Annotated in this window: 18 protein-coding genes and 2 pseudogenes; 2 read left to right on the forward strand and 18 right to left on the reverse strand. The window is 63.0% G+C overall.

What is annotated here, in order from left to right:
• Positions 1–30: 30 nt before the first annotated feature.
• From ACSQ76_RS16170 to ACSQ76_RS16230, 13 genes and pseudogenes are all read right to left on the reverse strand, one after another.
• Positions 31–828 (reverse strand): sterol desaturase family protein, encoded by a 798-nt coding sequence (locus tag ACSQ76_RS16170; RefSeq protein WP_437157401.1) that lies wholly within the window; start codon positions 826–828, stop codon positions 31–33.
• Positions 829–1,095: 267 nt separating this feature from the next.
• Positions 1,096–2,394: a branched-chain amino acid ABC transporter permease gene (locus ACSQ76_RS16175; protein ID WP_437157402.1), complete on the reverse strand. Its 1,299-nt coding sequence runs from the start codon at positions 2,392–2,394 to the stop codon at positions 1,096–1,098.
• Entirely contained in the window at positions 2,391–3,401 is a 1,011-nt protein-coding gene (locus ACSQ76_RS16180; RefSeq protein WP_437157403.1) for a branched-chain amino acid ABC transporter permease, read from the reverse strand. Before ACSQ76_RS16180 ends, ACSQ76_RS16175 begins: the two co-directional genes overlap by 4 nt.
• Complete coding sequence (locus ACSQ76_RS16185; protein ID WP_437157404.1) at positions 3,402–4,109, reverse strand: ABC transporter ATP-binding protein; 708 nt, start codon at positions 4,107–4,109, stop codon at positions 3,402–3,404.
• On the reverse strand, positions 4,106–4,888 hold the full coding sequence (locus ACSQ76_RS16190; protein ID WP_306130193.1) for an ABC transporter ATP-binding protein: 783 nt from the start codon (positions 4,886–4,888) through the stop codon (positions 4,106–4,108). Before ACSQ76_RS16190 ends, ACSQ76_RS16185 begins: the two co-directional genes overlap by 4 nt.
• A gap of 92 nt (positions 4,889–4,980) precedes the next feature.
• Positions 4,981–6,153 carry an ABC transporter substrate-binding protein gene (locus ACSQ76_RS16195; protein WP_437157405.1) on the reverse strand — a complete coding sequence of 391 codons (1,173 nt, stop codon included), beginning with the start codon at positions 6,151–6,153 and terminating at the stop codon, positions 4,981–4,983.
• 324 nt (positions 6,154–6,477) lie between these two features.
• Positions 6,478–7,302 (reverse strand): metallophosphoesterase family protein, encoded by an 825-nt coding sequence (locus ACSQ76_RS16200; protein WP_437157406.1) that lies wholly within the window; start codon positions 7,300–7,302, stop codon positions 6,478–6,480.
• On the reverse strand, positions 7,299–8,216 hold the full coding sequence (locus ACSQ76_RS16205; RefSeq protein ID WP_306130196.1) for a diacylglycerol/lipid kinase family protein: 918 nt from the start codon (positions 8,214–8,216) through the stop codon (positions 7,299–7,301). Before ACSQ76_RS16205 ends, ACSQ76_RS16200 begins: the two co-directional genes overlap by 4 nt.
• A gap of 111 nt (positions 8,217–8,327) precedes the next feature.
• Positions 8,328–9,805, reverse strand: a pseudogene (locus tag ACSQ76_RS16210) (aldehyde dehydrogenase).
• Positions 9,806–9,813: 8 nt separating this feature from the next.
• Positions 9,814–10,848: an LLM class flavin-dependent oxidoreductase gene (locus tag ACSQ76_RS16215; protein WP_437157407.1), complete on the reverse strand. Its 1,035-nt coding sequence runs from the start codon at positions 10,846–10,848 to the stop codon at positions 9,814–9,816.
• Between the two features lie 2 nt (positions 10,849–10,850).
• A complete protein-coding gene (locus ACSQ76_RS16220) occupies positions 10,851–11,765 on the reverse strand; it encodes a flavin reductase family protein (RefSeq protein ID WP_437157408.1) in 915 nt (304 codons plus the stop codon).
• Entirely contained in the window at positions 11,762–12,550 is a 789-nt protein-coding gene (locus tag ACSQ76_RS16225; RefSeq protein WP_437157409.1) for an alpha/beta fold hydrolase, read from the reverse strand. Before ACSQ76_RS16225 ends, ACSQ76_RS16220 begins: the two co-directional genes overlap by 4 nt.
• Positions 12,522–13,121, reverse strand: coding sequence for an amino acid synthesis family protein (locus ACSQ76_RS16230; protein WP_437157410.1), 600 nt, complete (start codon positions 13,119–13,121; stop codon positions 12,522–12,524). The genes ACSQ76_RS16225 and ACSQ76_RS16230 overlap by 29 nt, the downstream gene beginning before the upstream one ends.
• 106 nt (positions 13,122–13,227) lie before the next feature.
• Here ACSQ76_RS16230 and ACSQ76_RS16235 point away from each other — a divergent pair, with 106 nt between their 5' ends.
• Positions 13,228–14,058 (forward strand): LysR family transcriptional regulator, encoded by an 831-nt coding sequence (locus ACSQ76_RS16235; RefSeq protein ID WP_437158223.1) that lies wholly within the window; start codon positions 13,228–13,230, stop codon positions 14,056–14,058.
• 132 nt (positions 14,059–14,190) lie between these two features.
• Here ACSQ76_RS16235 and ACSQ76_RS16240 read toward each other — a convergent pair.
• The 5 genes and pseudogenes from ACSQ76_RS16240 to ACSQ76_RS16260 form a co-directional block, all read right to left on the reverse strand.
• Positions 14,191–16,698, reverse strand: a pseudogene (locus ACSQ76_RS16240) (phosphoenolpyruvate carboxylase); the annotation flags it as partial.
• Positions 16,699–17,240: 542 nt separating this feature from the next.
• Entirely contained in the window at positions 17,241–19,253 is a 2,013-nt protein-coding gene (locus tag ACSQ76_RS16245; RefSeq protein ID WP_437157411.1) for a CocE/NonD family hydrolase, read from the reverse strand.
• A gap of 183 nt (positions 19,254–19,436) precedes the next feature.
• Positions 19,437–20,735 carry an ATP-grasp domain-containing protein gene (locus ACSQ76_RS16250; RefSeq protein ID WP_437157412.1) on the reverse strand — a complete coding sequence of 433 codons (1,299 nt, stop codon included), beginning with the start codon at positions 20,733–20,735 and terminating at the stop codon, positions 19,437–19,439.
• Between the two features lie 65 nt (positions 20,736–20,800).
• The gene (gene cphA / locus ACSQ76_RS16255; RefSeq protein ID WP_437157413.1) at positions 20,801–23,443 is read right to left on the reverse strand and encodes a cyanophycin synthetase; all 2,643 of its coding nucleotides are present in this window, start codon (positions 23,441–23,443) and stop codon (positions 20,801–20,803) included.
• Positions 23,430–24,290: a cyanophycinase gene (locus ACSQ76_RS16260; protein ID WP_437157414.1), complete on the reverse strand. Its 861-nt coding sequence runs from the start codon at positions 24,288–24,290 to the stop codon at positions 23,430–23,432. The genes cphA and ACSQ76_RS16260 overlap by 14 nt, the downstream gene beginning before the upstream one ends.
• A 189-nt stretch (positions 24,291–24,479) precedes the next feature.
• Between ACSQ76_RS16260 and ACSQ76_RS16265 the strand changes: the two genes are divergently transcribed.
• Positions 24,480–25,406 (forward strand): isoaspartyl peptidase/L-asparaginase family protein, encoded by a 927-nt coding sequence (locus ACSQ76_RS16265; protein ID WP_437157415.1) that lies wholly within the window; start codon positions 24,480–24,482, stop codon positions 25,404–25,406.

The raw sequence follows: 25,406 nt of genomic DNA on the forward strand, positions 1-25,406 counted from the left end.
CCCCACGCTCGGGGGCCGGACAGGGGCCGTCTACTCGGCGGGTGTCGCGGGGGTCGCCTCGTTCTTACCGCGCACCGGCGTGCGGGACACCTTGCGCATGTCTTTGCGGACGTGCCTGGTGTCATAGCCGTTGAACAGGTGCCCGATCAGGCCGCGGTTCAGGTCCGACGTGCCGAACAGCCAGTCCATGATCGGGAACGTCAGGTTCATGTTCCGCTCCATCATCAGCGACTGGTCGTGATGCGCCGTGTGGTGGCGGCGGTTGGTGTTGATGAACGGCATGTTGCGCACGAACCAGTTTTCCTCGACGTGACAGCAGAAATGCATGAACTCGTAGATCATGTAGATCGAGGTCGTGGTGGCGATGAACAGCCAGCCTACATTGGCCGTGAACAGCCAGCCCATCACGATCGCGCCGGGGATGGAGATCAGCGTGAACGCCGCCAGCGCATAGGGCGGAAAGAACGTCACGCGATAGTCCTTCTGGTCCGCGAACCGCATTTCCACCTCGGTGAAAAACTGGTGATGTTGCAGGGTATGCCGATTGTAGACCGCCCGCGCGACCGGGTTCTTGGACGGCCGGTGCATCACGTAGCGGTGCAGCCACCATTCGAAGAAGTTGCAGAACAAAAAGACCAGCGGCACCGTCAGCCATTCCAAAGGCGTCACCTCGTTGAGGTTGGCGGTATAGATATAAAGCGCGGTCAGCCCGATCGTATAGATGATCACGATATGCAGGAAACCGTTGTACCAGCCCGCAACGCGCTGCCGATAGTTGGCCCGGTACTGGCGCTGGCGTTCAGTCATGTTGGTGTCTTGAAGTTCCATGTTCAGCCTCCGATATACCATCTCGCTATGTCTGATATATTAGAAATATGTTTATGTCAACGGCAGTCTTCTGCCCGCTGCGCAATCGTACGACCGCTCAGATACGAGGGGGCCGAGACCGTCGCATCACCGGAATTGGCTGGCGGACGACGCGGATTTCAAAAATGTTTCTAGCAAAGCCACTGCAGGCTCAGATTGGCCCCGGCATGCGCGACATGCCAGGGCGGTGACAAAACGGCACCGGGGCGCAGCTTCAACGCGTCAGCGCTACTTTTCAGGTATGAGGCCCCGTGGTGCGAACCTCATGACGATGAGCAGAATAGCGCCCATCATCAGATACCGCATATAGGCCGCCCCACCGATCAAATGCTGCGCAAGTTCGGAATTGTCTCCCAACGGCCAGGTGACCGTCGCCATGAACCAGTTTCCGAACGGCTCGGCCTGAACCCACAGGAACCAGATTATGAACCCTCCAAGAACGGCGCCCCAGTTGTTTCCGGAGCCGCCAAGGATCACCATGACCCAGACCAGAAAGGTAAATCGCAACGGGATATAGCTCGTCGGTGTGAACTGCCCATCCAGCGTCGTAAGCATCGCACCAGCGACCCCGCAGGTGAAACAGCCAAGTACGAAGGTCTGCAGGTGTCGCGCCTTGACGTCTTTTCCCATTGCCGCTGCGGCATCGCGGTTGTCCCGAATGGCGCGCATCATGCGCCCCCACGGAGAGTGTAGCGCACGTTCCGCGAACCACATGATGATCGCGAGCACGGTCACGAACAGCGCGGCGTAACACAGCTTGACGAAAAGCCCTGCGGCGTCGGCGACATCAGCAGCGCCAAAAAAGTCGGCGAGTCCGATAAACCACTCCTGCTGAACCAGATCGACCTCGTAGGGAACGGGCCGCGGGATGCCGGTGACGTTCTTGACCCCACGGGACAGCCATTCCTCGTACTTGATGATGGCGATGATAATCTCGGCGATGCCAAGCGTGGCAATCGCCAGGTAGTCGGCGCGCAAACCCAGCGCGATACGGCCGATGAACCAGCCTGCACCGGCTGCGGCCAGGCCGCCGATCGGCCAGGCCAGGACAACCGGCAGACCTGCGCCTCCAAGATATCCGCTCAGTGCGGGATCGATCGACTCGATCGCGTCGGTCGCCGGACCAAAGAAATGCCCGATGACGAAGTAGCCGGCCACCAGCAGCACCAGCGTCACAGGCAACCTGAGAACCGATGAGACAGCGCGGCGTGCAAAAATGATCGCCGCCACCGTGCCGACCAGGCTCAGCAGCGACAGCGCGATGTCACCGCCCGCGACGGCCCAGGCTTCGGTGACGGGCGGCATGGAAATCAGCACCGCAGTCAGCCCGCCCAGGGCGGTGAAGCCCATGACACCCACATTGAAGAGACCCGCGTAGCCCCACTGCATGTTGACGCCAAGCGCCATGACCGCAGAGATGACGCAGAGATTGAAGATGCCGAAGGCGACGTTCCAGCTCTGGTAGAAGCCGACGAAGATCAAAACCAGCCCCATGAGGCTGTAGAGCACTGCAACCCTTTGGGTCATATCACTTTCCCCCGGATGATGCCGGTCGGTCGGATCAACAGGACCGCGACCAGAATGATGAAGGAGACTGCGAACTTGTAATCGGTCGACAACAGCTGCACGAGCCCCTCCGGCGCCCAGTCAGCCGGGCCGAGATAGGCCAGGAACTTCTTGAAGGCATATGTCACCATCACCTCGGAAAAGGCGACGATGAAGGCCCCCAGGATCGCCCCCACAGGCTGCCCGATCCCGCCCAAAATCGTCGCGGCGAAAATCGGCAGCAGGATCTGCAGGAAGATGAAAGGCTTGTAGGTTTTGTCCAGGCCATAGAGCGTGCCGGCGATAGCGGCGAGAGCAGCGGCGATGATCCACGCGATCATGACCACGCGCTCGGGATTGATGCCGCACAGCAGCGCCAGATCCTCGTCGTCGGAGTAGGCACGCATGGCCTTTCCCGAGCGTGTCTTCTGCAGGAACCAGAACAGCCAGACGACGACGATGAAGGCGACGACGACAGTTATGACTTGGCTCTGCTTGATGGCGATGCCTTCGTCGATACCAAGCATCTCGCGCGACTCGAAAGCCCCGATGATGAAACGTTGCCCGTCGGCGAAGCTCTGATCGGCAGGCCCGATGATGATGCGGATCAGCCCGGCCAGAACGAACATCACGCCCACCGATACGATGGCGAACACGATGGGGTTAGAACGCTGCCGTCGATAGAAACGAAACACCATTCGATCCGCCAGCAACGCCATGGCAATCGCCGCCAGTATGCCGACAGGCAGCGCAAGCAGCGCGGTCGGAAAAGGCGCGATCCCGACCCCCATGTCCTGAAGAAACCACGTGACGAGGATGGTGATCATCGTCCCGAACGACATCAACTCCCCGTGCGAAAAATTGGCGAACTTCAGAATTCCGAAGATGATCGTGACGCCAAGCGCTCCAAGGGCAAGCTGTGCACCATAGGCCGTCGCCGGAACGACGACGAAGTTGGCGAACAGTGCGAGCGCGTTGAATATCTCCATTCAACCTCCCAGGAAGGACCGGCGCACTTCCTCGTTGGCAAGAAGCGCTTCGCCGGTATCGGTAAATCGGTTGCGGCCTTGGACGAGGACAAAGCCGTGGTCGGCGATCTCCAATGCCTGGCGCGCGTTTTGTTCGACCATCAGGATCGCGACGCCGGTCTTGGCGATCTCCAGGATCTTGTCGAACAGCTCGTCCATCACGATAGGCGACACACCGGCGGTCGGTTCGTCGAGCATCAGAAGATCAGGGCGCGTCATCAGAGCGCGGCCGACGGCCACCTGTTGGCGCTGCCCGCCCGACAGTTCGCCCGCCGGCTGACTCCGCTTTTCGGCCAGGATCGGGAACAGGTCGAAAACTTGCTCCTTGGTCTGCGCGATCTCGCCGTCTTCGCGGATGAACGCCCCCATGTCGAGATTCTCTTCCACGGTCAACGAAACGAACACGTTCCGGTTCTGCGGAACAAACGCCATCCCTTGGGGCACCCGGTCCTGCGGGGCGAGGCCGGTGATGTCCTTGCCGTCCAGCGTGACTTTGCCTTCGCGCAGGTCGAGCATGCCGAAGACTGCCTTCATCGCCGTCGACTTTCCGGCGCCATTCGGGCCCACGACGACAGCGACCTCGCCCCGTTCCACCGTGATGGTGCAGTCGTGAATGATATCGGCGCCGCCGTATCCGCCCGTCATTCCGGTCGCGCTCAGGAAACTCATGCTGGCGCCTTCCGCTCGTGCTTGCGGCCCGTACCGAGATAGGCCTCGATGACCTCCTCGTTGTTCTTCACCTCGTCGATCGTGCCCTGGGCAAGGAGTTTTCCCTCGGCCATGACGATGACCGGATCGCACAGTCGGGCGATGAAATCCATGTCGTGCTCGATCAGGCAGAACGTATAGCCGCGCTCCTCGTTGAGCCGCTGGATCGACTTGGCGATGGTATTCAGCAAGGTGCGGTTCACCCCGGCGCCTACCTCGTCAAGAAAGACGATCTTTGCGTCCACCATCATTGTGCGGCCCAGCTCCAGAAGTTTTTTCTGCCCCCCCGACAGGTTGCCGGCCAGTTCGTCTTTCAGATGGGCGATTTCAAGGAACTCGACCACCTCCAGCGCGCGCTCGCGGTTCTTCGCCTCGACTTCCTTCACCCGACTGAAATTGAACCAGCTGTGCCGCAACTGCTCGCCGGGTTGCTCACCGGGGACGACGAGCAGGTTCTCCAGGACGGTCAGCGTCGAAAACTCGTGCGCGATCTGGAAGGTGCGCAACAAGCCCTTGTGGAAAAGCTCGTGCGGCTGCAGGTTCGTGACGTCCTCGCCATCGAGGTAGATGTTGCCCGAGGATGGCGGAAAGACCCCTGCGATGATGTTGAAAAGCGTCGTCTTGCCGGCACCGTTCGGCCCGATCAGGCCAGTGATTGACCCCTTCTCGATCGACAGCGAGACGCCATCGACAGCTCGGATGCCGCCAAAGTTCTTGGCGACGTTTTCGACCTTGATCATTCGATCATTCCAGATTGCGGGCAAAGATTGAACGGTTGGGGATCAATATCCCCAACCGTTCAGGAGAAAGCGGAAGACCCTGTGCAGTACCGTCAGTGGTATTGCACGGTTTCGAACTTCCCATCCTTGACTTCGGTTTCTCGGAAGCTGCCGGCGGACTCGCCCGGCTCGATAAGCTCCAGCGCGGTGCCGCCGACATAGTCGATGTCACCACCATCGGCGAGAATCTGAAGACCTTTCGCGAGTTCACCCGGAAAGATCTTTTCGCCCGGAGCATTCGCCACCTCGGTGATCTTGTCCTTGTAGACCGCGCTATCGGTGGAATCGGCCGCCTGCATCGCGAGCAGGATCAACGCCGAGGCGTCGTATGCCTCCGGGACGTAGGGATCGTCGCCCTGGAAGTCCTTGCCTTCGGCCAGTTCGGCCAGCATCGAGGCGCCGGGGCTGTCGGTGCCGGGATTGGTCCCGATCGAGCCGTCCAGCGCGTCGCCGAAGTGAGCGGTCAGCGCTTCGCCGACCATCCCGTCCGGGAGCACGAACTTGTTGAAGGCACCCGTGTCGAGCGAGGCCTGAATCATGCCCTTGCCGCCCTGGTCGAGGTATCCTGCCACGATCAGCACTTCGCCTCCGGCCGATGCCAGCGTACCGACCTCGGCCGAGTAGTCGGCCTTGCCGTCCTCGTGCGCCGCGACGGCGGTGATTTCACCACCATTGGCCTCGAACGCCGCCTGGATGGCTTCCGCAAGGCCTTTGCCATAGTCGTTGTTGGTGTAGGTCATCGCGGCCGAGCTTATGCCGCGGCGCTCGAGGATATCGGCGATGATCTGGCCCTGGCGCGCATCCGACGGAGCGGTACGGAAGAAATAGCCGTCATCTTCGATCGTCGAGAGCGCCGGCGAGGTCGCCGACGGCGAGACCATGACAATGCCATTCGCCCGCACGACGTTGTTGAGAACCGCCGTGGTCGCACCTGAACAGGTAGCGCCGTTGATCCCGTGAACGCCCTCGGACGTGACCAGGCGTTCGGCCGCAGTTGTGGCTGCGGCGGCATCGATGCAGGTACTGTCGCCGCGCACCGAGACCACCTCACGGCCTCCGAGGAAAATGCCGCTGTCCGAGACCTCCTGAATAGCCATCTCGCCCCCCAGAGCCATCGGTTTGACGAGAGATTCGGTCGGGCCGGTGAAACCTTGAAGCATACCGATCTTTACCGGCTCCTGCGCGGAAGCGCCTGTTGCGACGGCCGCCGAGAATGCGGCCGACATTAATATGGCAGACAGTTTTCTCATTGTTTGACCTTCCCTGTGTTTGCTGGTCAGAAATATCTCGTTCTGTGAGTATGCATATCACAGCAGATGATTCCACCCACACTGAATTCGATGACGCGACGTTGCCGCCACGGACCGTTAACCGCAACTCCCAAGCGTGATTTTCGCTCTTGCGGATCCGCAACGCCGCCGTCTCCCGCAACATCCATAAGGCCGCAACGGGCTTCGGCTTACGAGGCCATCCTGAAGGCCCGGTTGCACAGCTTCACTTGCAGAAACGAACGTCCTCACGGTGCGGATTCCGGCGAGCGGCGTCCACCGCTAGACCTCGGCCACCCTTCGCTCGATCTGCGCGCCCCGTCGTGCCCAGCCGTGGTCGCCAACCTCGTATCTGGTGCGCCCGGACATCAGAAACTTGCCGTCCTCGGCCACCATCCGCGTCACGGTGACATCTTCGGCATCGCAATCCAGAACCGCGAAATCGTTCGGATGTCCGCGCCGCCGTGTCGAAAGGCCTGTGCCGCAGTGCAATTGCAACGTCATGTTGGCCCCTTTTCGACGCACGAAGGGTTCGACGAGCCACTGGTGAAGATGACCCGACATGATGATATGAGGCCCGCAATCGGCCCAGTGCTCCAATGCCTCCGAGGCACCGACCATGAGCTTTTTCTCGATGTCCGCGGTATGGTGAAACGGATGATGCGCGGCGACAACGGTCAGACGTCCCTGGCGGGATGAAATCACATCGCCCACTCTCTGCACGTCGCTTGAATCTATGCGCCCGCGCTGATGCGCGAAAGGGTCGGTCGTGTTCACCCCGACGACCTTGACGTCCCCGAAGTCGACGCTCGGCTCGAGCTCTTCGCAAATCCAGCGTCGGTACCGCCGAAACGGGTCCACTGCCCTCAGGAACAGATTGTAGAGCGGAATGTCGTGGTTCCCCGGCACGCCCAACCATGTATGGCCGAGTGTCTCCATGAATTCCGCCGCCGGCCGGAATTGCGATGCCCTGGCCCGCTGGACGAAATCGCCGGCCATGACGACAAGGTCCGGTGCCGCGTCCTGAACGGCCTCTCTGAGCGGGCCTAAAAGGTCGGGGTCTTCCCTGCCGAAATGCAGGTCGCTGATCTGCACCAGGCGGATCATTCCGCGGCGTCCGATCGGCTGGCGGCGTCAGGCAGGCGGACCTGGAGCGCGTCCTTCAGGATGCTGAACTCGAACGGGCCCTTCATCCGCCGGCGCTCTCCGTCCAGGGCGACGTCTCGCGTGGATCGTCTGGTTTCGACTGTCGCTCTCTCACCGGTCAACAACGTGAAATCCCTGCCTTTCCGAACGTCCCGCAGGGCGACGAGCAATGCTTTCCAGATCAGCATGTAGCGACCACAATCGGGCGCAAGCAATATCGCAAACTTGCCTTCCCTGACGGCGTCCGCTCCCTCGATCTCGAATTCATCCAGCTGATACGCGCTCATCCCGACGAACACCGTGGGCGCCTTCGCGCTGCGCAGCTTGCCATCGACCTCGATGCGCATGGTCAGCGGACGATAGACCGTGATCATGGCCACAACGACCGACCAATAGGCCGCGAGCCGCGAACGACCCCAGCGGCGATAGATACTTTCCCGCTGCTTCAATATGGCTGGGTACAAACCTATGCTGGCATTGTTGATGAAGACGCGCCCGTTGACGCAGCCAAGGTTGATGGTCTCCTTTCGTCCGCGGCACACCGCGTCGACCGCCTCCTCGACATCTTCGGGAATGCCGAAACGCCGCGCGAAATAGTTGAACGTACCCAAGGGCAGAACACCAAGGTCGACCCGCTTGTCGGCCAGCGCCCCGGCCACGGCGCAGATCGTCCCGTCACCGCCCGCCGCCACGACGCACTCGATGCCGGGCTGTTCGATCGCCGACGCGACCTTTGCCGGGATATCGTCGCCACCTTTGACGTCTATGATCGTCACCGACACGCCATGCGCCTCGAAAAGGGATCGGATATCCTCGGCGCCCGGTTTGCGGCCGCCCTTCCCGGAATCGGAATTGAGAATAACTACATATGACATAAGGGCTTTCGCAGGTTCCCGGAACGCTTCATTCCGCCCCTGTCATTTCCACGGGGCCTCAGAACACACAACTGCGCAACACCGGTATCTGTTCCTGCGAAGGCGGATATCTCACCGCATCACGAACGGATTGGCCATCGGCGCGTCCGACGTATTGATCCAGACGGTTTTCGTGCAGGTATAATCGCGGATCGCATCCAGCCCGGCTTCGCGGCCATAGCCCGACTGGTTGAACCCGCCAAAGGGCGCAATCGGAGAGACGGCGCGATAGGTGTTCACCCAGCAAATGCCGGCCTTCAGGCGCTCCGAAACGCGATGCGCCCGGGCCAGGTTCTCCGTGAACACGCCCGAGCCCAGACCGTAAGGCGTGCCGTTGGCAAGCGCGATGGCTTCCTCCTCCGTGTCGAACGGCAAGAGTGACATGACGGGGCCGAACATCTCGACCCTGAGCGTTTCCGTATCGGCGTCAGTGCACTCGACCAGCGTCGGCGCCATGTAGTTTCCAGGACAATCGAGCGGCGCACCCCCGAAACGGATCTTCGCGCCGCCGGAAACGGCGGCGGCCAGCGTCGCCTCGATCTTGCGCAGCTGGTCGCCGGTGCAAAGCGGACCGATCTGCGTTCCCGGATCAAGCGGATCGCCGACAACCACATCTTTCATCTTGTCCTCGATCCGTGCCGCCACCTCGTCCAGCACCGACCGATGCACCAGCCCGCGCGTTCCGGCCACGCAGCTTTGCCCCGACGCTCCGAAATTGCCTGCGATCAAACCGTTCGCCGCCCCTTCAAGATCGGCGTCCTCGAACACCAGGATGGGCGATTTGCCCCCCAGTTCCAGCGTCGTGACCGCGAAATTCTCGGCCGAGTTGCGCACCACGTGCCGCGCTGCATCCGGACCGCCGGTAAACGCGATGCGGTCCACGTCCGGATGGCGCGTCAGCGGTATGGCGCAGTTCTCGGCATCTCCCGTGATGATGCTGACAACCCCTTGGGAAACCCCGCCTTCTCGATCAGCCGGGCAAATTCCAGCATCGGCGCAGGCGCGATCTCGGACGCCTTCAGGACGACAGTGCAACCGGCGGCAAGCGCAGGTCCGAGTTTCGTCGCGGTCAGGAACATCTGCGCGTTCCAGGGCACGATCGCAGCAACGACGCCAATTGGCTCGCGGCGGGTAAAGACATGCATGTCCGGCTTGTCGATCGGCAGAACCGCACCCTCGATCTTGTCCGCCAATCCGGCGTAGTAGCGGTAGTAGTCGCCCACATAGGCGGACTGACTCGCGGTTTCCGCCAGCAGCTTCCCGCTATCGGTCGTCTCGATCCGGCCAAGCTCCGGCGCGTGCTCTTCGATCAGGTCCGCCAGCCGGTAAAGAAGCTTGCCCCGCTGCGTCTGGGTCACGTCGCGCCACGCCGGGTCTTCAAGCGCCCGTCGCGCCGCGTTCACGGAACGATCCACATCCTCCGCGGAGGCACAGGCAAACGTGGCCCAATTCTCCCCGTTCGCAGGATTTTGAGATACCATGGTCTGGCCGTCAGAACCCTCGGCCCACGTCCCGTCGATGAACAGCTGGAAATGTGGTTTGCTTTGCATTTTGCACCTCAACTGAAGGCCGGGATGACGTCTTCGATGAACCGCTCGAGCGAGGCTCGCTTGCGGTCGAAGCTCATCCCGCTGTCTATCCAGAACGAGTATTCATCATACCCAAGATCTTCGTATTTCCTGATTTTCTCAATCACATCATCCGCCGTTCCAATGGTCAGGTCACGCGCCATGTTCTCGGCGCTCATCAACGTGTTGGCCGCCATCTCCTCCTCCGTGAGCGGCGCGAGCAGACCTTTCTCGACCGGGCGCTTGTTCTGAAACCATGCGCCGAAATAGCAGTAGAACCGGGACAACTCCCGCGCCGCCAGCGCGACGTCATCCGCGTCGGACCCGACATAGGTGTGATGCAGCAGCATGATCTTGGGTCGCGGGCCATCATGGCTGTCGCAGGCCGCATCAAACCGCTGCTTCAGCGTGACGATCTCGTCCAGCCCCTGCCACAGCGGCGTCACCTGGATGTTGAACCCGTTATGCACGCCGAATTCGTGGCTGTTGGGGTCGCGGGCCGCGATCCAGATCGGCGGACCGCCCTCCTGCACCGGCTTCGGCGCGGCGGTCGTGGCCGGAAAGCTGAAATACGCACCCTCATGGGCGCAATCACCGGCCCACAGCCGCGGCAGCAGCGGCGCAAGCTCGCGCATCCTCTGTCCCGCCTCCCACGCTTCCAGGCCCGGCATCAGGCGTTCGTATTCATAGGAATAGGCCCCTCGCGCGATCCCCAGTTCAATGCGTCCGTCTGTCATCAGGTCCGCAGCCGCGGCCTCACCGGCCAGCTTGATCGGATGCCAGAAAGGCGCGACCACCGTTCCGGTCCCCAGCTTCACGTTCCTCGTGTGATGCGCGATATCCACCAGCGACATCAGTGGGTTCGGCGCGATCGTGAATTCCATGCCATGATGCTCGCCCGTCCAGACAGCGCGCATTCCCGCGTCATCCGCCATCTTGCACAGGTCGATCATCTCGTCATGAAGTTGCTTGTGCGATTGATCCTCCGTCAGCCGCTCCATGTGCACGAATAGCGAAAAGTCCATACTCAGATCCTTTCTTGTGTCTGGTGCACGTCGCCACGCCGCGCATCGCCGATGTAAAGGCCAAAGCTGCGCGTCCGCGTCTCGACCGCGTATCGCATCATCATGTCGCGGATCGCGGATGACGCGAATTTCAGATCCGGAATGTCGGCGACAGCACATCTCGTGAAACCGGCGCCGTCCCCGCCCGTGGCCCTCGCCAGGAAGTACGAGCACTGAGCCTTGTCGTCGTCGAACACCGAATAGGCCGGCCCGAGAGATACTGCCTGTCCCCTACGCCCCAGGTCCTGCACCAGGCGCTCGCGCGTGTTCACAAGATCCTCCGCGACGACCTGCGGCGGTCGAAACCCGGCGTCGGTCGCTTCAAGCAGCACGTTGCCGCCCTGGGCAATGATCGCGCCATAAAGCGCCGTATGTCCCGACGGCTCCAGCGCAGCACGCTCAAGGCCCAGACTGAAGAAACGGCCGTCCGCATAGCCAAGGCCGCGCCCGGGCTCATGGCTGAACGCCTTCACCTCGCCGATTAGGATCGCATGATCCCCGGCCTCGACCACCTCATGCGTCCGGCACGAAAATTGCGAAACCGTACCGTCGACAAGCACATTGCCAAGCGCGTCCTCTCGATGCGCAACCCGCGCAAAGCGGTCGCCCTTGAAGCTGGCAAACGTATTCGCAACGTCCTCCTGCCCTTCGGCAAGCACGTTCACGGCGAAATGCCCACAGGTTGCAAAACTCTCATAGGACGACAGGAATCTGCCCGGACACACCAGCAACAACGGCGGATCGAGCGACACCGACGCAAAGGAATTGGCCGTGAACCCCACGGGTCCCCCCGCCGCGTTCCGGCTCGTCACGACAGTTACGCCGGTCATGAAACTGCCAAAGGCACGGCGTAGCGCATGTGTGTCCAGATCGGTCATGACCACACCTCCCGCGCAAGAACGGCCAGCGCCGTCGTCACCTCCGCAGCATGTGTCATCGGCATCATGTGTGCTGCATCTTCAACGATCAGCGCGCGTCCATCCGCCGCAAGCTCCGCCATCGCCCGCGACATCGCCGGTGTCGAATTCGGGTCCCGCCCGCCCGTGGCAAAAAGCGCCGGACAGGCCAGACCACGCAGTGTCCCGCGGCTCGGACCCTCGGCGCAGGCAAAGGCAGTGTAGGCCATCTTGTACCCTTTGGGATCCACCGCGCGAAGCCACGTGTCGCAAGCGGTCCGCTCGGGCGAACCTTGCGTGCCGAACCACCGTCCAAGCGTCGGGACCGGGTCCGGGTTCCGCACGCCGTCCAGGCTGCCGGCGCGTGCCTGCACCGCCGCGGCAGCTTCCGGCGCACGCTCGAAGACCCCGTTCAGCGCGGCAACCGCGCAAACGCTGGACGGTGAATGATCCGCAATCTCCAGCGCGATCAGCGCCCCCATTGAATGGCCCGCGACCACCGCAGGCTCGGACAAACCCTCGAGCAGCGGCAGAACCGCCTCCACATAATTCGATAACGTGACCGGGGCGCTCAGGCAGGCGCTTTGCCCATGGCCGGGCATATCGGGCGCGATCACGCGATACTCACGGCTCAGACCGTCGATCTGCCCACCCCACGCCAGGGCATTCAGACCTACGCCATGCAACAGCACCACAGGGCGCCCCTTGCCTGCCTCCAGCACGGACAGGCCCGCAATCTCAGACCGATGCAGGGTTGTCGATGTCATGGCCCAGATCCTTCAGATCCTGGTAGCGGTCCCCGATCCGATGGTGCGGCCGACCGGACAAGGCGGCGCCAAGAACGACGACAACCTCGTCATCGCGCGGCGCATCGGCGATCGCGAATTGAATGGTCAGGTAATGCGAGCGCCGCCCGGCGTCGTTCTTGTCCATCAGCGGCACCATGATCGGCGCATTGGCCGGACCACGCGTGTTGGTGAATGCAAGGTAGGATTTGGCCTCGACCGCTTCGCGGTAGAAATTGCCGAACCGCAGGGTGTGGATCAGCCCCGACGCGTGCTCGATCTCGCCATCGAGCCCCACGACAGCCGCCTTTCCATAGGCCTCGATCGCCGCGCCGCTGCCGGCAAGGCCGATCATCCGGTCGGTCATCATCTTGCCAAGGGAGGGGCCGTACGCGCGAACTTCCGGACCGAGGTCTTCGACAAAGCGGCCCGCCCAAGGATTGCGCAACACGACCGCGACCGCGAACATGCGCCAGGGCGTGCTGGCGGGGCGGTATCCTTCGACAAGCACCTCTTCATCAAACGTCACAATTTTCCTGATTTCGGGGGACATCGCCTCATCCTTTTCTTCCTGACACACGGTAGGAAGACAGGAAATTTTTGACAAACAAAGGGATTATGCCCATAGCCATTAACATTACTTATGGCTGGCTAATCCAATGACGAAATCCCTTCCTCCCCTCAACTGGCTGCGCTCGTTCGAGGCCGCGGCACGCCACCTCAGCTTCACCACGGCGGCCGAGGAAATCGGCTTGACCCAGTCGGCGGTCAGCCAGCAGATCAAGTCGCTGGAAACCCGGCTGGGTGTGCAGCTTTTCATTCGCCACGCACGAGGACTGGCCCTGACGGATGCGGGCCGCCGCCTCCTGCCAGAGGTCGACGCGCCGCTTCAGGCCTTGTCACGCGCCATGGTCGGGATGGACACGCGCCCTGCCCGCAACCTGCTTACGATAGCCGCCTCTATCAGCGTCGCGCATTGGAAGATCGCCCCTCGCCTGACGGAATTCCGAAACCGCTTCCCGCAAACAGAGGTCAGGATCCTCAGCGCAATCTGGCCGGATGACTTTCACTCCACCCGCGCCGATGTCGAAATACGCTTCGGCTCTGCGCAACAGGCCGGTCCCGAGGCCGAGGCGATCCTGCCCGATCACCTCATCGCCGTGAAGGCCCCGACGCTGGAGGGCGGCGTGCAGGACCTGCCGCTTATCGAAACCGTCGGCACCTCCGCCGGCTGGCAGGCCTGGTCGAGACAGATCGAGACCGTCCCGGGCGCGTCCATCTACACCGACACCTACGGCATGGCGCTCCACCTCGCGGCCCACGGCAACGGCGTGGCCCTGGTGAATGCATGGCTGGCGCGGCACGCGCTGGAAACCGGGCTTGTCACCCAGGCGCATCCAGCGTCGGTCCCCAGCCAGGAAGGTTACCACCTGTCCATAACCAGCGACAAATGGCAGGCCGCGGCGTTGCGCGAATCTCTGCTGCACTGACCGGCCTAGCCGGTCCAGCCCAGGCCCGAAGAGATCGAGTTCATGGATTGCAGCAGTGGAATGGAAACCCGGTTCGGTTCCTCTCCGCGACCGCACATCGCGCAGCAACGCCACCTGAAGCGCATTGATCCGGTCCAGACCCGGGCGTATCCGGTCGAAGCGGGCCCTCATGCGCGGAAACCGCGCCGCAATGGTCTTTTCCCCGGTCAGGAACATGATCCCCTCACAGGCAAGCTCGTATTCCCTGCGAACGGCCTCGGTCACACGCTGCCGGATGTCCTCGTCCGTCACCAGCGACGCATAATCCGACGCGATGTCCAGATCGGTCTGAAACAGCGATTTCTCCACCTCGTCCACGATCAGCCGGAACAGCTTGGTCTTCCCGAACATCGCCAAAAGTGTCTCTTCCCCGCGCGTGCCCTGGAATTTGCGAAAGGATTCCATGGCAGAGCCGAAACCGTACCAGCCCGTGATCAGGTGCCGGTTCTGCGACCACGCGAAAACCCATGGAATGGCCCGCAGGTCATCCAGCGACGCCGCCCCGAACCGCCGCGCGGGCCGCGAACCGATCTTGAGCATGGCCAGTTCCTCCACCGGGCTGGCCTGCTGGAAATAGTCGATGAAGCCGGGCATGTGCAGCAGCGTGGAATAAGCCGTTTGCGACAGGCCAGACAGGGCATCCAGCGCGTCGTTGAATTCCGGCGCCCGGGGCGGATCGTTTGAATCCGCCGTATGCTTCAGCACGCTCGAGGCAAGAAGCTCCAGATGCGCCGCCGCGGTCCCGCGGTTGGCGTAGTTGGCCGATACGACCTCGCCCTGCTCCGTCAGGCGCATTCTGCCGTTCACGGTATCCGTCGGCTGGGCCGCAATGGCGCGGTCCATCGGTGCGCCGCCCCGGCTGACCGACCCGCCGCGCCCGTGAAAGAAGACAGGCTTCAGGCCCTGCGACGCCAGAACCCGCGTGATCTTGCGCTGCGCCTGGTCCAGTTCGCAGGTCGAGCAGACAAAGCCGCCGTCCTTGTTGCTGTCGGAATACCCCAGCATGACTTCGATCGCGGGCCCGTCCCGCGTCAGGCTGCGTTTCGCGAGGGGAACCTTCAACAGATCGACAAGGATTTCCGGTCCCGCCCTCAGGTCGTCGATGGTCTCGAACAACGGCACGACCTTCAACTCCAGCGTCTCGGCGCCGAAGCCCGCGTAACGGGCCAGCAGGAAAACCCCCAACAGGTCGTCCGAGGAACGGGTCATCGACAGGATGAACGGGCCGATCGCGGCGGGATCCGGGCCGTACTGGCGCTTTGACATCAGGTTCAACAGCTTGAGAAGCTCAACGGCCTGATCTGACAGCGCATTCGGGTCGGGCTCGGGCAATTTCGGTTCGGCCAACTCCGCCCGCAACCGCTTCGACCAAGCGGGATCACCATATTCCGGCACCTCGCCGCTGTCCCGGCCTCGCCAGATCTCGGCGATGGTGTCCGTGGTCACCGTGGAGTTCTGGCGAATATCCAGCGTGAAAATGCTGAAGCCGAACACCGTGGCCCGCCACCGGATCGGACGGATGTAGCGGCGCGCCAGTCGCACGGCGTCGACCGAGGCAAGCGCCTTTTCCACGACTTCGAGGTCGGCGGTGAAATGGCTGATGTGCCGATACGTCTCCAGACGATGCAAAATCGCCGATATCGCCTGCCGGAACAGCTCGTTGGGGTTGCGCTCCCGGCTCGGCGACAACGAAGCCAGACGTTCCATCTCGCCCTGCACCTCCGGGTCAAGCGGCACGATCCTGTTGCTGATGCTCAAGCGTTCAACCGCAATCCGCAGGTGCTCCTTGTACATGTCCATCACCGCATCGCGCGCCCGCTTCAGCGCATGGGCGGTGCTGTCGGCGGTCACGTTCGGATTGCCGTCGCGGTCGCCGCCGATCCAGGAATGAAAGCGGATGCACGGGGAAAGCGCATCGCACGTACCGAACCTGCGCGCGGCCGCCTGCTCGAACTGTTCGAACACCTGTGGCACTGCATCGAAAATTCCGTCGCGAAAGAACTGAAGCCCCCACTCGATCTCGTCGCTGAGGTCGGGGCGCTCCAGCCGCAACTCCCCCGTCATCCACAAAAGGTCGATCTCGCCCTCGATATCCGACAAGATCCCGGCGCGTTCCCGGCTGGTCCAGCGTTGCGCCTCCAACGAGACGAGGTTGCGATATATCCGGCGGTGAATCTCCAGCACCGTGACGCGCTTGGCTTCCGTCGGATGCGCCGTCAGGGTCGGACCGACGGACAGGCTCTGAGATATTTCGGCAAAGCGTTCGGGCGTTAAGTCCTCGCGCGCCAACGCCTGTGCGAAACTGCTGGGAACGGCCTCCGCCCCGCTTTGCGTCTCGATCTGGCGCCGGTCCCGGATCGCGGCGTTCTCCTCGATGATGCGCAAAAGCTGGAACCAGATGTTCAGCGCCTGAAGATAGGGCACCGCGCCGGGCCCCGCTGGAATGACATGCTCGGTATCGCTTTGCGCCCACTCCGCCACATGCGGCGCGCGCCGTTTCAACACCTGGCCCCAAAGCGTGAAAAGCTCACGCCGCAGATCGGCGGCATAGCTCTCGCCATCCGCAACGTCACAGGCCGCGTTCAACAGCGCGGAGGGCATCAAGGATCACCCCGCGTCACTCGACCGGAATCCTCAGTGGGCCTGCCGGCAAGATGTTCGCCCAGGCGCTTATCTCTTCGGTCACAGCACCTTCTGGCACATCCCTCGAACATGATTTCCCTCCCTTCTTGTCGCGATCCTACCAATCCTGTCCGGCGCCGGACTTCGGAATTGCGACAGAACACACCGTGAATCCACCCGCCTCGCAGGATGACCCAAGCCGGCAAAGTGCCACAGCACGCCCCAGGCTGACTACCTACACTTGAGTTTGAAGTCCTCCCCAACCGGGTAGGCAGAGACGTGGACGCGACACCAACGCCCCCCCGCCACGGAATCGACCTAAGGCAAGTCCCTTCCAACACTGGCGCCTGACCAGTGAATGCATCGAAACCGCCGCCCGTGCCGCGGTGGACCTCATAAGGTCAAGGCGTCGATGAAAGCCCGGGCCCGGTCGTCTCGGAAGGCGCGTTGATCCCTACGTGGCAGCGCACCGCGGCCGTTCCCGACATCCGCCGGTCAAGGTGGCCCCGGTCCCACCATCCTCAGTTATGATTGCGCGGTATCCGAACATTCCAATCAAGGTCGCGGATGCATTCACCGTTCAGAAACGCCTCCAGCCGCGCCGTCACGAGGTAATCCGTGGCGGTACAGGTCATGCGCGTCCGGGTGACCGTCTTCACGCTCCAGTCGTCGCGCCGCATCTCGTGAGTCCAGCTTGTCTCGCCTTCGGCCGAGAGCGGGTCGTCGGGCAGGATCGAATATCGCTCCTGCCCTCTTGCGCCGTGAAAGAAATCCTGCCGGACGATCGTCGCGGCGCCTTCGTCGTCCGTCACCTCGATGCCCAGACGCCCGGTGTCGACATCCTCGTAAAGCTGCCAGGTCGCGCCCGGCGCCCGCGCCACGTCCAGTGCCAGCGGCTCCGCGGCCCGCGCCGGACCAAAGGCCGCCTCGACCGCCTCCGGCACCGCATCGCACAACGGAAGCTCAAGCCAGCTCTCTGGCGTCACCACGCTCAGCGTTACGGGCTCGGGCGCAGGCCAGGCGATGGGGAAATAGCTGGTCGACAGCCCCAGCCGGATGCGGTGCCCCGTGCGAAAGGTCTGCGCCACGTGCTTCAGCGGTACCGTGACGGTATAGGACTGCCCCGGCACCAGCGTCTCGGGTTGTTCATGACTGCCGCGATGCGTCAGGTTCAGCAGGCCATAGCTCACCCGCGTCGCCGCACCGCACGGCGCCACGTCCATCAACCGTGCCGCCACCTGCGCGACGGGCCGGTCGACCTTGAAGGTCAGCACCAGGTTCGCATCGCCCACCATGTGACGGTCCGCGTCCAGCGGCGCGGTCTCGAAGGTCAGGCTTCCGGCATCCTCTCGCCGCTGGTCCCCGGGCTGGTCGCCTGGATGCCCGTAAGAGCACCACTTTCCCCCATGCCGACCGACCCAAAGCGGCGAGCATACATCCAGGATACCGTCCTTGCCGCCTTTTCCAAGTCCACCCTCCGCGTCCAGCGCAAACGCCTCCCGCGTGATTTCGGGCGAGGGCCAGGCTAGCAGGTCGATCCACGCACCCTCCCGGCTGTCGTAATGCGTCTGCGGCCTGGCGTGATCCTGCAGAAACACGCGCAACGGCGGCTCGTCGGCGATCCCTGTGTCGCGGCCCTTCATCCACTGGTCCCACCAGCGCACTTCCTCGCTCAGCCAATCGATGGCCGGCCCCGGCTCGCCCAGATGCGGATAGCGGTGCGCCCACGGCCCCACCAGCCCCTTGACCGGGCCTTTCAGGTGCTCCACCAGCCGGAACACCGCCCGGCAATACCCATCGGCCCAGCCGCTGACGGCATAGACCGGCACCTCGATATCCGAGAAATCCTCGCAGACTGATCCATGCTTCCAGAAATCGTCCCGGGTCTGGTGCTGCATCCAGTTCTCCAGCCACAGGCCCGATCGGTCCAGACGCTCTTCCCACATCGCGCGCCAGCGGTCTCCCACATGCGCGGGGTCCGGCGGCAGGGTATTGATCCCGAACATGACCGAGGCCCAGGAAAGGTGATCGCCCAGCACCGTGCCACCCATGTAATGGATGTCATCGGCATAGCGGTCGTCGGTCGAGCAGATCGTCACCACCGCCTTTAGCGCCGGCGGGCGCAAAGCGGCAAGCTGTAACCCGTTGAAACCACCCCACGAAATACCGACGATGCCCACGCCGCCGTCGCACCAGCCCTGCGCGGCGATCCACGCGATCAAGTCACAGCCGTCCTGCAGCTCGGTCTCGGTGTACTCGTCCGTCATCAGGCCTTCGGATTCGCCGGTCCCCCTCAGGTCGACCCGAACATAGGCATAGCCCTGTGCGGCCATCCAGGGCGCACGGGCATGGTCGCGCTCCAGCGTCTTGTCGTTCTTGCGGTAGGGGATGTATTCCAGAATTGCCGGTACCGGCCGCGCCTCGGCACCTTCCGGCATCCAGACCCGCGCGGCCAGCCGCGTGCCGTCCGGCAGGGGGATTTCCAGGTGTTCGATCTCGCGGATGGTCTGCGGCAGCGGGTGGTCGATTTTCATGAAAACGGCTCGGGTATCAGGAGAATGGGCACTCGGGCGTCCGGGTATCGCCCACGCCACCGGATGTCCAGCCGATGCCACGTGCACTTTCCATCCCGGGCCTAGACCCGGGATCTCGACGTTACGGAACTGCCGGAACCATCTCGCCGGCGCGCCAGGCCAAATATCCCGCGCGCCGCCGCCCTACTCCACGATATCCGTGAATTCGTAGTTCAGCTTCTTCATCACCTGCTCGTAATTCCAAAGCAGCTTCGACTGTTTCTGCGCGCCCATCCAGACCGACGCCACCGCATAGCTGTAGGCGTCCTGCTCCGGCAGCTCCGACAGCTTCGAGCCCTTGCTGACATAAGAGGTGATCCGCGTCCCCTCGACCTGCTCGGCGGCAACTTCCACCTCCGCGCGGGATGGCGCGCGCGCCACGGTCGCGTCGTTGAAGAACACGCGGTAGAAGAACTCCGCCGCAACGCTCTCCGGCCCTTCGCCCTTGGGCATGTCCGGCTTACGGCCCAGGCCGAGGTCCACCGTCACCTGCTGATGACTGACCCCATCGACCATCTCGAACAGGTCACAATGGGATTGCGCGATGCGCGTGTTGATCTCCAGCAGCCAGATCTGGTTCTGCACCTCGTCCCAGTAATACTCGATGTTGAACCCGGCATTGTCATAGCCGATATGCTTCATCACCGTCTTGGTGATCTCGGCCATCTGCTCCTGGATGCGCGGCGGCAGGGTGGACGGGTAGAGATAGTAGAAAAAGCTCAGCACCTGCGGATAGCGGATCGAGTCTACCACGCCGTAGGGCACCACCTCGCCTTCGTGCACATATCCCTCGACGGTACATTGCCGGCCGCCAATGACGCGCTCGGCCATGCAGTAATGGCCTTCAACGGCCTTCACGTCCTCGGGCAGGTTCGCCTTGTTCAGGATATAGTTGAACGGCTCGGAAATTTCGTTGATCTCGGCGCGGAAGGCCTCGGTGGCGTAGGCGAAATCCTCGGGGCTGTCGATGCGGAACCCCAGCCGAGAGCCCGACGACTTGATCGGCTTCACGAAAAACGGAAACCGCAGGCCGGCTTCGCCGATCTCCGACAGTGCCTCGTCGTCGAACGGATCGAAGGCGGTGAAGTTCGGCACGTGATCTGGGATGACCTCGGCCATCACCTTGCGCGACCAGTATTTGTGCTCGCATTTCAGCAGCGATTCCAGCGACGCGTTCCGCACACCGTATTTCTCGCACAAAAGCGGCAGCATGGTGGACACGGGAAAATCGATATAGCCCACGATCGCGTCGATCGACCCGTCGAAGGCGTCCAGCGTCTCCTCGGCCCGGCGCAGCATATCGGGAATGTCGAAAATTTGCGTGTCAGAGACCTCGGCAGAGGTCAGAAGCGGGTGAAAAGACACGTCCTCGACGCCTCGAAGGCGCTTCAGTCGCGCCGCATTCAATTCGTTCATTCCGACGACGAAAACGTTTTTTGTCATATCACTCCCTCAGCGCTCAACGCCAATTCGGCGGCGTTGTTCCCCGTCAATTGCGCGCACGCGGCTCAGGTCTGACCAAGGTCCGATTGCGCCCCATAGCTGCGGCCCTTCAGGCGCTCGGTCGCACCTTCGATGTCATCGACCAGCAGCAACAGGAAGTCGCCCGGCTTCGCCTCGCTTATGGCCCGGTCGATCGCCGCCTGCTCATCCATGATGATCTCGACAGTCCCGGCCGAGCCCGCGTCTTTCGCGCCCTTCTCGATCAGCCCGGCGGTCTCGCCTTCGCTGCGGCCACGCGCGTCGGTCTCGTAGACGTAGACGGCATCGCACATCTTCGCCAGTTGCGCGCCCAGCGCCGAAAGGTCCTCGTCCCGGCGGTTGCCCGGCGCCGTGGCAACCGCAATCTTGCGCTGCTGCCCAAGGCCGTTGACCAGCGGTTCCAACGCCTCCAGCGCGGGCACGTTGTGGCCATAGTCGATCAGGCATTTCACGCCGTCGGCCTCGAAATAGTTGGTCCGCCCGGGCATCTGCGCCGGCGTCGGGTGGAAGCTCAGCAGCCCCGCGCGGATATCGTCGATCTCCAGCCCGTGCGCCAGCGCGGCGGCGGTGGCCGCCATGGCATTCTGCACGTTGAACGGCGCGTGCCCCTCAAAGGAGATCGGCACATCGTTGACCGCCGCCACCTCGACCTCGACCTGACCGCGCAACAGCACGATCCGACCCTGGCGCACGGTAATGACCATCTTGTGGTCGGCAAGATGTTCCTTCAGGTCCGGATTGTCGGGATTCATCGTGAAATAGATGATCTCGCCCCGCGCCCAGTAGGTGCCCTGGTCCATCACCAGCGGATCGTCGGCATTCAGCACGCAGAACCCGCCGATCTTTTTCACCGCGTCGACCACAACGGTCTTGCACCGCGCGAGTTCTTCCAGCGTATGGATATCGCGCTCGCCCAGGTGGTCCGACGCGATGTTCAGCAGAACACCCACATCGCATTCGTCAAAGCCGAGGCCCCGGCGCATGATCCCGCCGCGGGCCACCTCCAGCACCGCATGTTCGACCGTGGGCTCACGCAGTACCGCATGAGCGGCGGCAGGTCCGGAATAGTCGCCCTTGAGGATCACGTGATTATCGATCTCGATCGTCCCGGTACAGCCCATGCCCACCGAATTGCCCGCCTGCCGCAGGATATGGGTGATCAGGCGCGTCGTGGTGGTCTTGCCGTTGGTGCCGGTGATCGCCGTGATCGGGATACGCCCGTCATCCGTGGGATCGGGGAACAGCATGTTGACCACCGCCTCGCCCACTGCACGCGGCTTGCCGTGGGTGGGCGCCATGTGCATCCGGAAACCGGGCCCGGCGTTTACCTCGACCACGCCCGCCGATTGCTGGTCCAGCGGCTTGGTCAGGGTCTCGGCCAGCATGTCGATCCCGATGATATCAAGGCCCACCAGCCGCCCGATGCGTTCCATCGAGAACTTGATCTCGGGGTGCACCTCGTCGGTCAGGTCCGTCGCCGTGCCGCCGGTCGAGATGTTGGCGGTGGATTTCAGATAGATGATCTCGCCCTTCTCCGGCACCGAGTCCAGCGTCAGCTCCGCCTGCTCCAGCAGGCGCAATGTCTGCTCGTCCACGTGGATCTGGGTCAGCAGGTTCTCGTGGCCCACGCCCCGGCGCGGGTCCTTGTTTTCCTCGTCGATCAGTTGCTGGATCGTCGAGGTCCCGTCACCCTCTACATGCGCCGGGCGCCGCCGGGCGGCGGCGACCAGCTTGCCGTCGATCACCAGGATGCGGTGGTCCTCGCCCTTGATGTAGCTTTCCACGATGACCGCGTTGTAATCGTCCCGGCAGCGCGCCAGCGCGGCCTCGTAGCCCGATTTCAACTCTTCCTCATTGGTGATGTCGGTGGTCACGCCGCGCCCGTGATTGCCCGACAGGGGCTTTGTCACGACCGGCCAGCCGATCCACTCCGCGGCGTCTCTCACCTCTTCCCAGCTATAGCCGATATAGCCTTTCGGCACGGCCACGCCGGCGTCGGCCAGCACCTGCTTGGTCCATTCCTTGTCGTCGGCGATCGAGTGACCGATGATCCCCGATGCGTCCGTCACCGTCGCCTGGAACTTTCGCTGCTTCACGCCGTGGCCCAACTGCGTATAGCTGGTACCCTCGGTCAGGTTGTACCACGGAATGTTCCGCGCCTTCGCGGCGTTCACGATCGACCCGGTCGACGGGCCCAACGCGTTGGCGTCCCGCACTTCCTTCAGCCGGTCGATCACCGGCTCCAGGTCCACGTCCTTGCCATCGTAAAGCGCCTGGACGATCTCCACCGCCTCTTCGCCGCAGGCCAGCCCCGTGGCCTCGTCGCGATAGCGATAGACGACGTGGTAGACACCCTTGTCATAGCTGTCGACGGTCTTGCCGTAGCCCACCGAGAACCCGATCATGTTCTGCAACTCGATCGCCACGTGCTCGACCATGTGGCCGGCCCATGTGCCGGCCTCGACACGTTGCAAGAACCCGCCGGGCACGCCCACCGAGCAGCGGTGTTCCTGTATGGTCGGGATCAGCCTTGCAAGGTTCTGGGCAATGCCGTCGACCTTGTCGCTCGGCCGGTCTTCCAGTTCCTCGATGTCCAGCCGCATGTAGATCGCTTGGTAGCGGCTGTAATAGTTGGGTCCGCGCAGCGCACGGTGTTCAAGTATACGCATCCTTCAGCTCCAGACTCTCGGCCCCAAGCTGTTTGGCACTCAGGACCCGCCGGTCCGCCAGGTTGTATCCATCACCCTCGACCAGCGCATGCATCACGACATTGTGGACGCTCACCGCCTCACCGTCTGACAAGTCGAATACATTGCAACTGGATATCCTCGAACTGTCAACGAGGATTACATGACCGGGTCCAAAGGCCTTGATTACACCGTTCTCGAACAATACGGCGGCGTCCTCGCCCAGCCCGATGCCCAGATATTCGGGGTTGGTCGCCCCCACTTCCATCAGCCGCGAGAACCGCCCGCGCTCCAGGAAATGGGTGTCGATGATGACCCCCTCGATCAGGCCGAACCCGGCGCTCATCTTGACCGCGCCCTTGCGCAGGCTGTCGATCGCGCTGCCGCCATAGACCATCGTGGAGGACTGGCAGGCCGCCCCCGCGCTGGTACCCGCGATAACCGCGCCCTCGTGATAAATCGAACGAATCGCCTCCAGCGCCTTCGATGCGCCGAAGATGCTGGTCAGGCGCATCTGGTCGCCGCCGGAGATGAACAGAACGTCGCTCTTGCGGATCATCTCGACCATCTTGGAGTCGCCGGCGTCGGACCGCTCGCGGATGCGAATATCCAGCACCTCGGACGCGCCCAGCGCGTCGAAGGCCTCTTTGTAGGCGGGGAAGACCTCGTCGGGGATGCTGCTGGCCGTGGTGATCATGCCGACCACCGGTGCTTCCCTGTTCGAGAGTTTCAACACGCGCCCCAAAATCGCCGCCTTGGCGGACTTATCCTCGGCGCCGCCAATCGCGACGAGTTTACCCCGGGGGCTGGGCTTCACCGACATGTCCATCGAATTGCTCCGTTCATCACTGGACTACTATCTATATGTAGTAGACATTACCATCCCGTTCACAAGAATGTCACGTAAACCACGGCTCGCAACAGCAAAAGCGGTCGCAACGTCACGAATCCCGCGCTATGTGGGATTCTTGGCAACCAGAACCCGCCAAAACGGCGCAAAACAAGGCAGGAGCGAGAGATGAGCGACGGATTCGCACTGGCGATTCACGGTGGCGCCGGGGTCCTGCCCCGGTCGGAGATGAGCGAGGCGCGTGAAGCGGCCTGCCACGCGGCCCTCGCGCGCGTGCTGGCGGCGGGCGACGCGGTGCTTGCCGCCGACGGGACCGCTCTCGACGCGGTCACCGCCGCTGTGCGGGCGCTCGAGGACGAGCCGCTCTTCAATGCCGGTCGCGGCGCGGTCTTCACCCGGGCGGGCACGCATGAGATGGACGCCGCTCTCATGGGTGGGCGCGACCGTCGCGCCGGGGCCGTCGCCGGCATTTGCGGCCCGCGCAACCCCATAGAGGCGGCCCGCGCCGTGATGGAGCGCACGTCGCATGTCCTGATGGCCGGTGAAGGCGCGCTCGGCATCGCGCGCGACGCCGGCCTCGCGTTCGAGGAGACCGGCTATTTCTTCACGCAAGAGCGTTGGGACGCGCTTCAGGAAACCTTGCGCATGGAAGCCGACGGCACGCTCGACGACGACCCCTCGCGCCGTCACGGTACCGTCGGGGCCGTGGCCCGCGACCGCGCCGGCAACCTCGCCGCCGCCACCTCCACGGGCGGCATGACCGCCAAAAGCGCTGGGCGCATAGGGGACAGCCCCCTGATCGGTGCCGGCACTTTCGCCGCCAATGACAGCTGCGCCGTCTCGGCCACCGGCGATGGCGAGGCGTTCATCCGTCTCTCCGTCGCGCACGAGATCGACGCCCGTATCCGGCTGGCAGCTCAGAACGTGACCGACGCGGCCGCGCGGGTGGTGATGCAGGATCTGGTGGCCATCGGCGGCTCCGGCGGCCTCATCGCCATCGGCGCGGACGGCACCGTCACCATGCCCTTCAACTGCGAAGGCATGTATCGCGGCCAGAGCATCGAGGGACAGGCACCGCAAACCTTCATCTACTGA

This window comes from Roseovarius sp. B08, from assembly GCF_051417955.1.
Classification (GTDB): Bacteria; Pseudomonadota; Alphaproteobacteria; order Rhodobacterales; family Rhodobacteraceae; genus Roseovarius.

Coding starts and splice junctions, on each gene's coding strand:
- ACSQ76_RS16170 (WP_437157401.1), bottom strand. CDS start 828: ATGGAACTTCAAGACACCAACATGACTGAACGCCAGCGCCAGTACCGG.
- ACSQ76_RS16175 (WP_437157402.1), bottom strand. CDS start 2,394: ATGACCCAAAGGGTTGCAGTGCTCTACAGCCTCATGGGGCTGGTTTTG.
- ACSQ76_RS16180 (WP_437157403.1), bottom strand. CDS start 3,401: ATGGAGATATTCAACGCGCTCGCACTGTTCGCCAACTTCGTCGTCGTT.
- ACSQ76_RS16185 (WP_437157404.1), bottom strand. CDS start 4,109: ATGAGTTTCCTGAGCGCGACCGGAATGACGGGCGGATACGGCGGCGCC.
- ACSQ76_RS16190 (WP_306130193.1), bottom strand. CDS start 4,888: ATGATCAAGGTCGAAAACGTCGCCAAGAACTTTGGCGGCATCCGAGCT.
- ACSQ76_RS16195 (WP_437157405.1), bottom strand. CDS start 6,153: ATGTCGGCCGCATTCTCGGCGGCCGTCGCAACAGGCGCTTCCGCGCAG.
- ACSQ76_RS16200 (WP_437157406.1), bottom strand. CDS start 7,302: ATGATCCGCCTGGTGCAGATCAGCGACCTGCATTTCGGCAGGGAAGAC.
- ACSQ76_RS16205 (WP_306130196.1), bottom strand. CDS start 8,216: ATGTCATATGTAGTTATTCTCAATTCCGATTCCGGGAAGGGCGGCCGC.
- ACSQ76_RS16215 (WP_437157407.1), bottom strand. CDS start 10,848: ATGGACTTTTCGCTATTCGTGCACATGGAGCGGCTGACGGAGGATCAA.
- ACSQ76_RS16220 (WP_437157408.1), bottom strand. CDS start 11,765: ATGACCGATCTGGACACACATGCGCTACGCCGTGCCTTTGGCAGTTTC.
- ACSQ76_RS16225 (WP_437157409.1), bottom strand. CDS start 12,550: ATGACATCGACAACCCTGCATCGGTCTGAGATTGCGGGCCTGTCCGTG.
- ACSQ76_RS16230 (WP_437157410.1), bottom strand. CDS start 13,121: ATGTCCCCCGAAATCAGGAAAATTGTGACGTTTGATGAAGAGGTGCTT.
- ACSQ76_RS16235 (WP_437158223.1), top strand. CDS start 13,228: ATGACGAAATCCCTTCCTCCCCTCAACTGGCTGCGCTCGTTCGAGGCC.
- ACSQ76_RS16245 (WP_437157411.1), bottom strand. CDS start 19,253: ATGAAAATCGACCACCCGCTGCCGCAGACCATCCGCGAGATCGAACAC.
- ACSQ76_RS16250 (WP_437157412.1), bottom strand. CDS start 20,735: ATGACAAAAAACGTTTTCGTCGTCGGAATGAACGAATTGAATGCGGCG.
- cphA (WP_437157413.1), bottom strand. CDS start 23,443: ATGCGTATACTTGAACACCGTGCGCTGCGCGGACCCAACTATTACAGC.
- ACSQ76_RS16260 (WP_437157414.1), bottom strand. CDS start 24,290: ATGGACATGTCGGTGAAGCCCAGCCCCCGGGGTAAACTCGTCGCGATT.
- ACSQ76_RS16265 (WP_437157415.1), top strand. CDS start 24,480: ATGAGCGACGGATTCGCACTGGCGATTCACGGTGGCGCCGGGGTCCTG.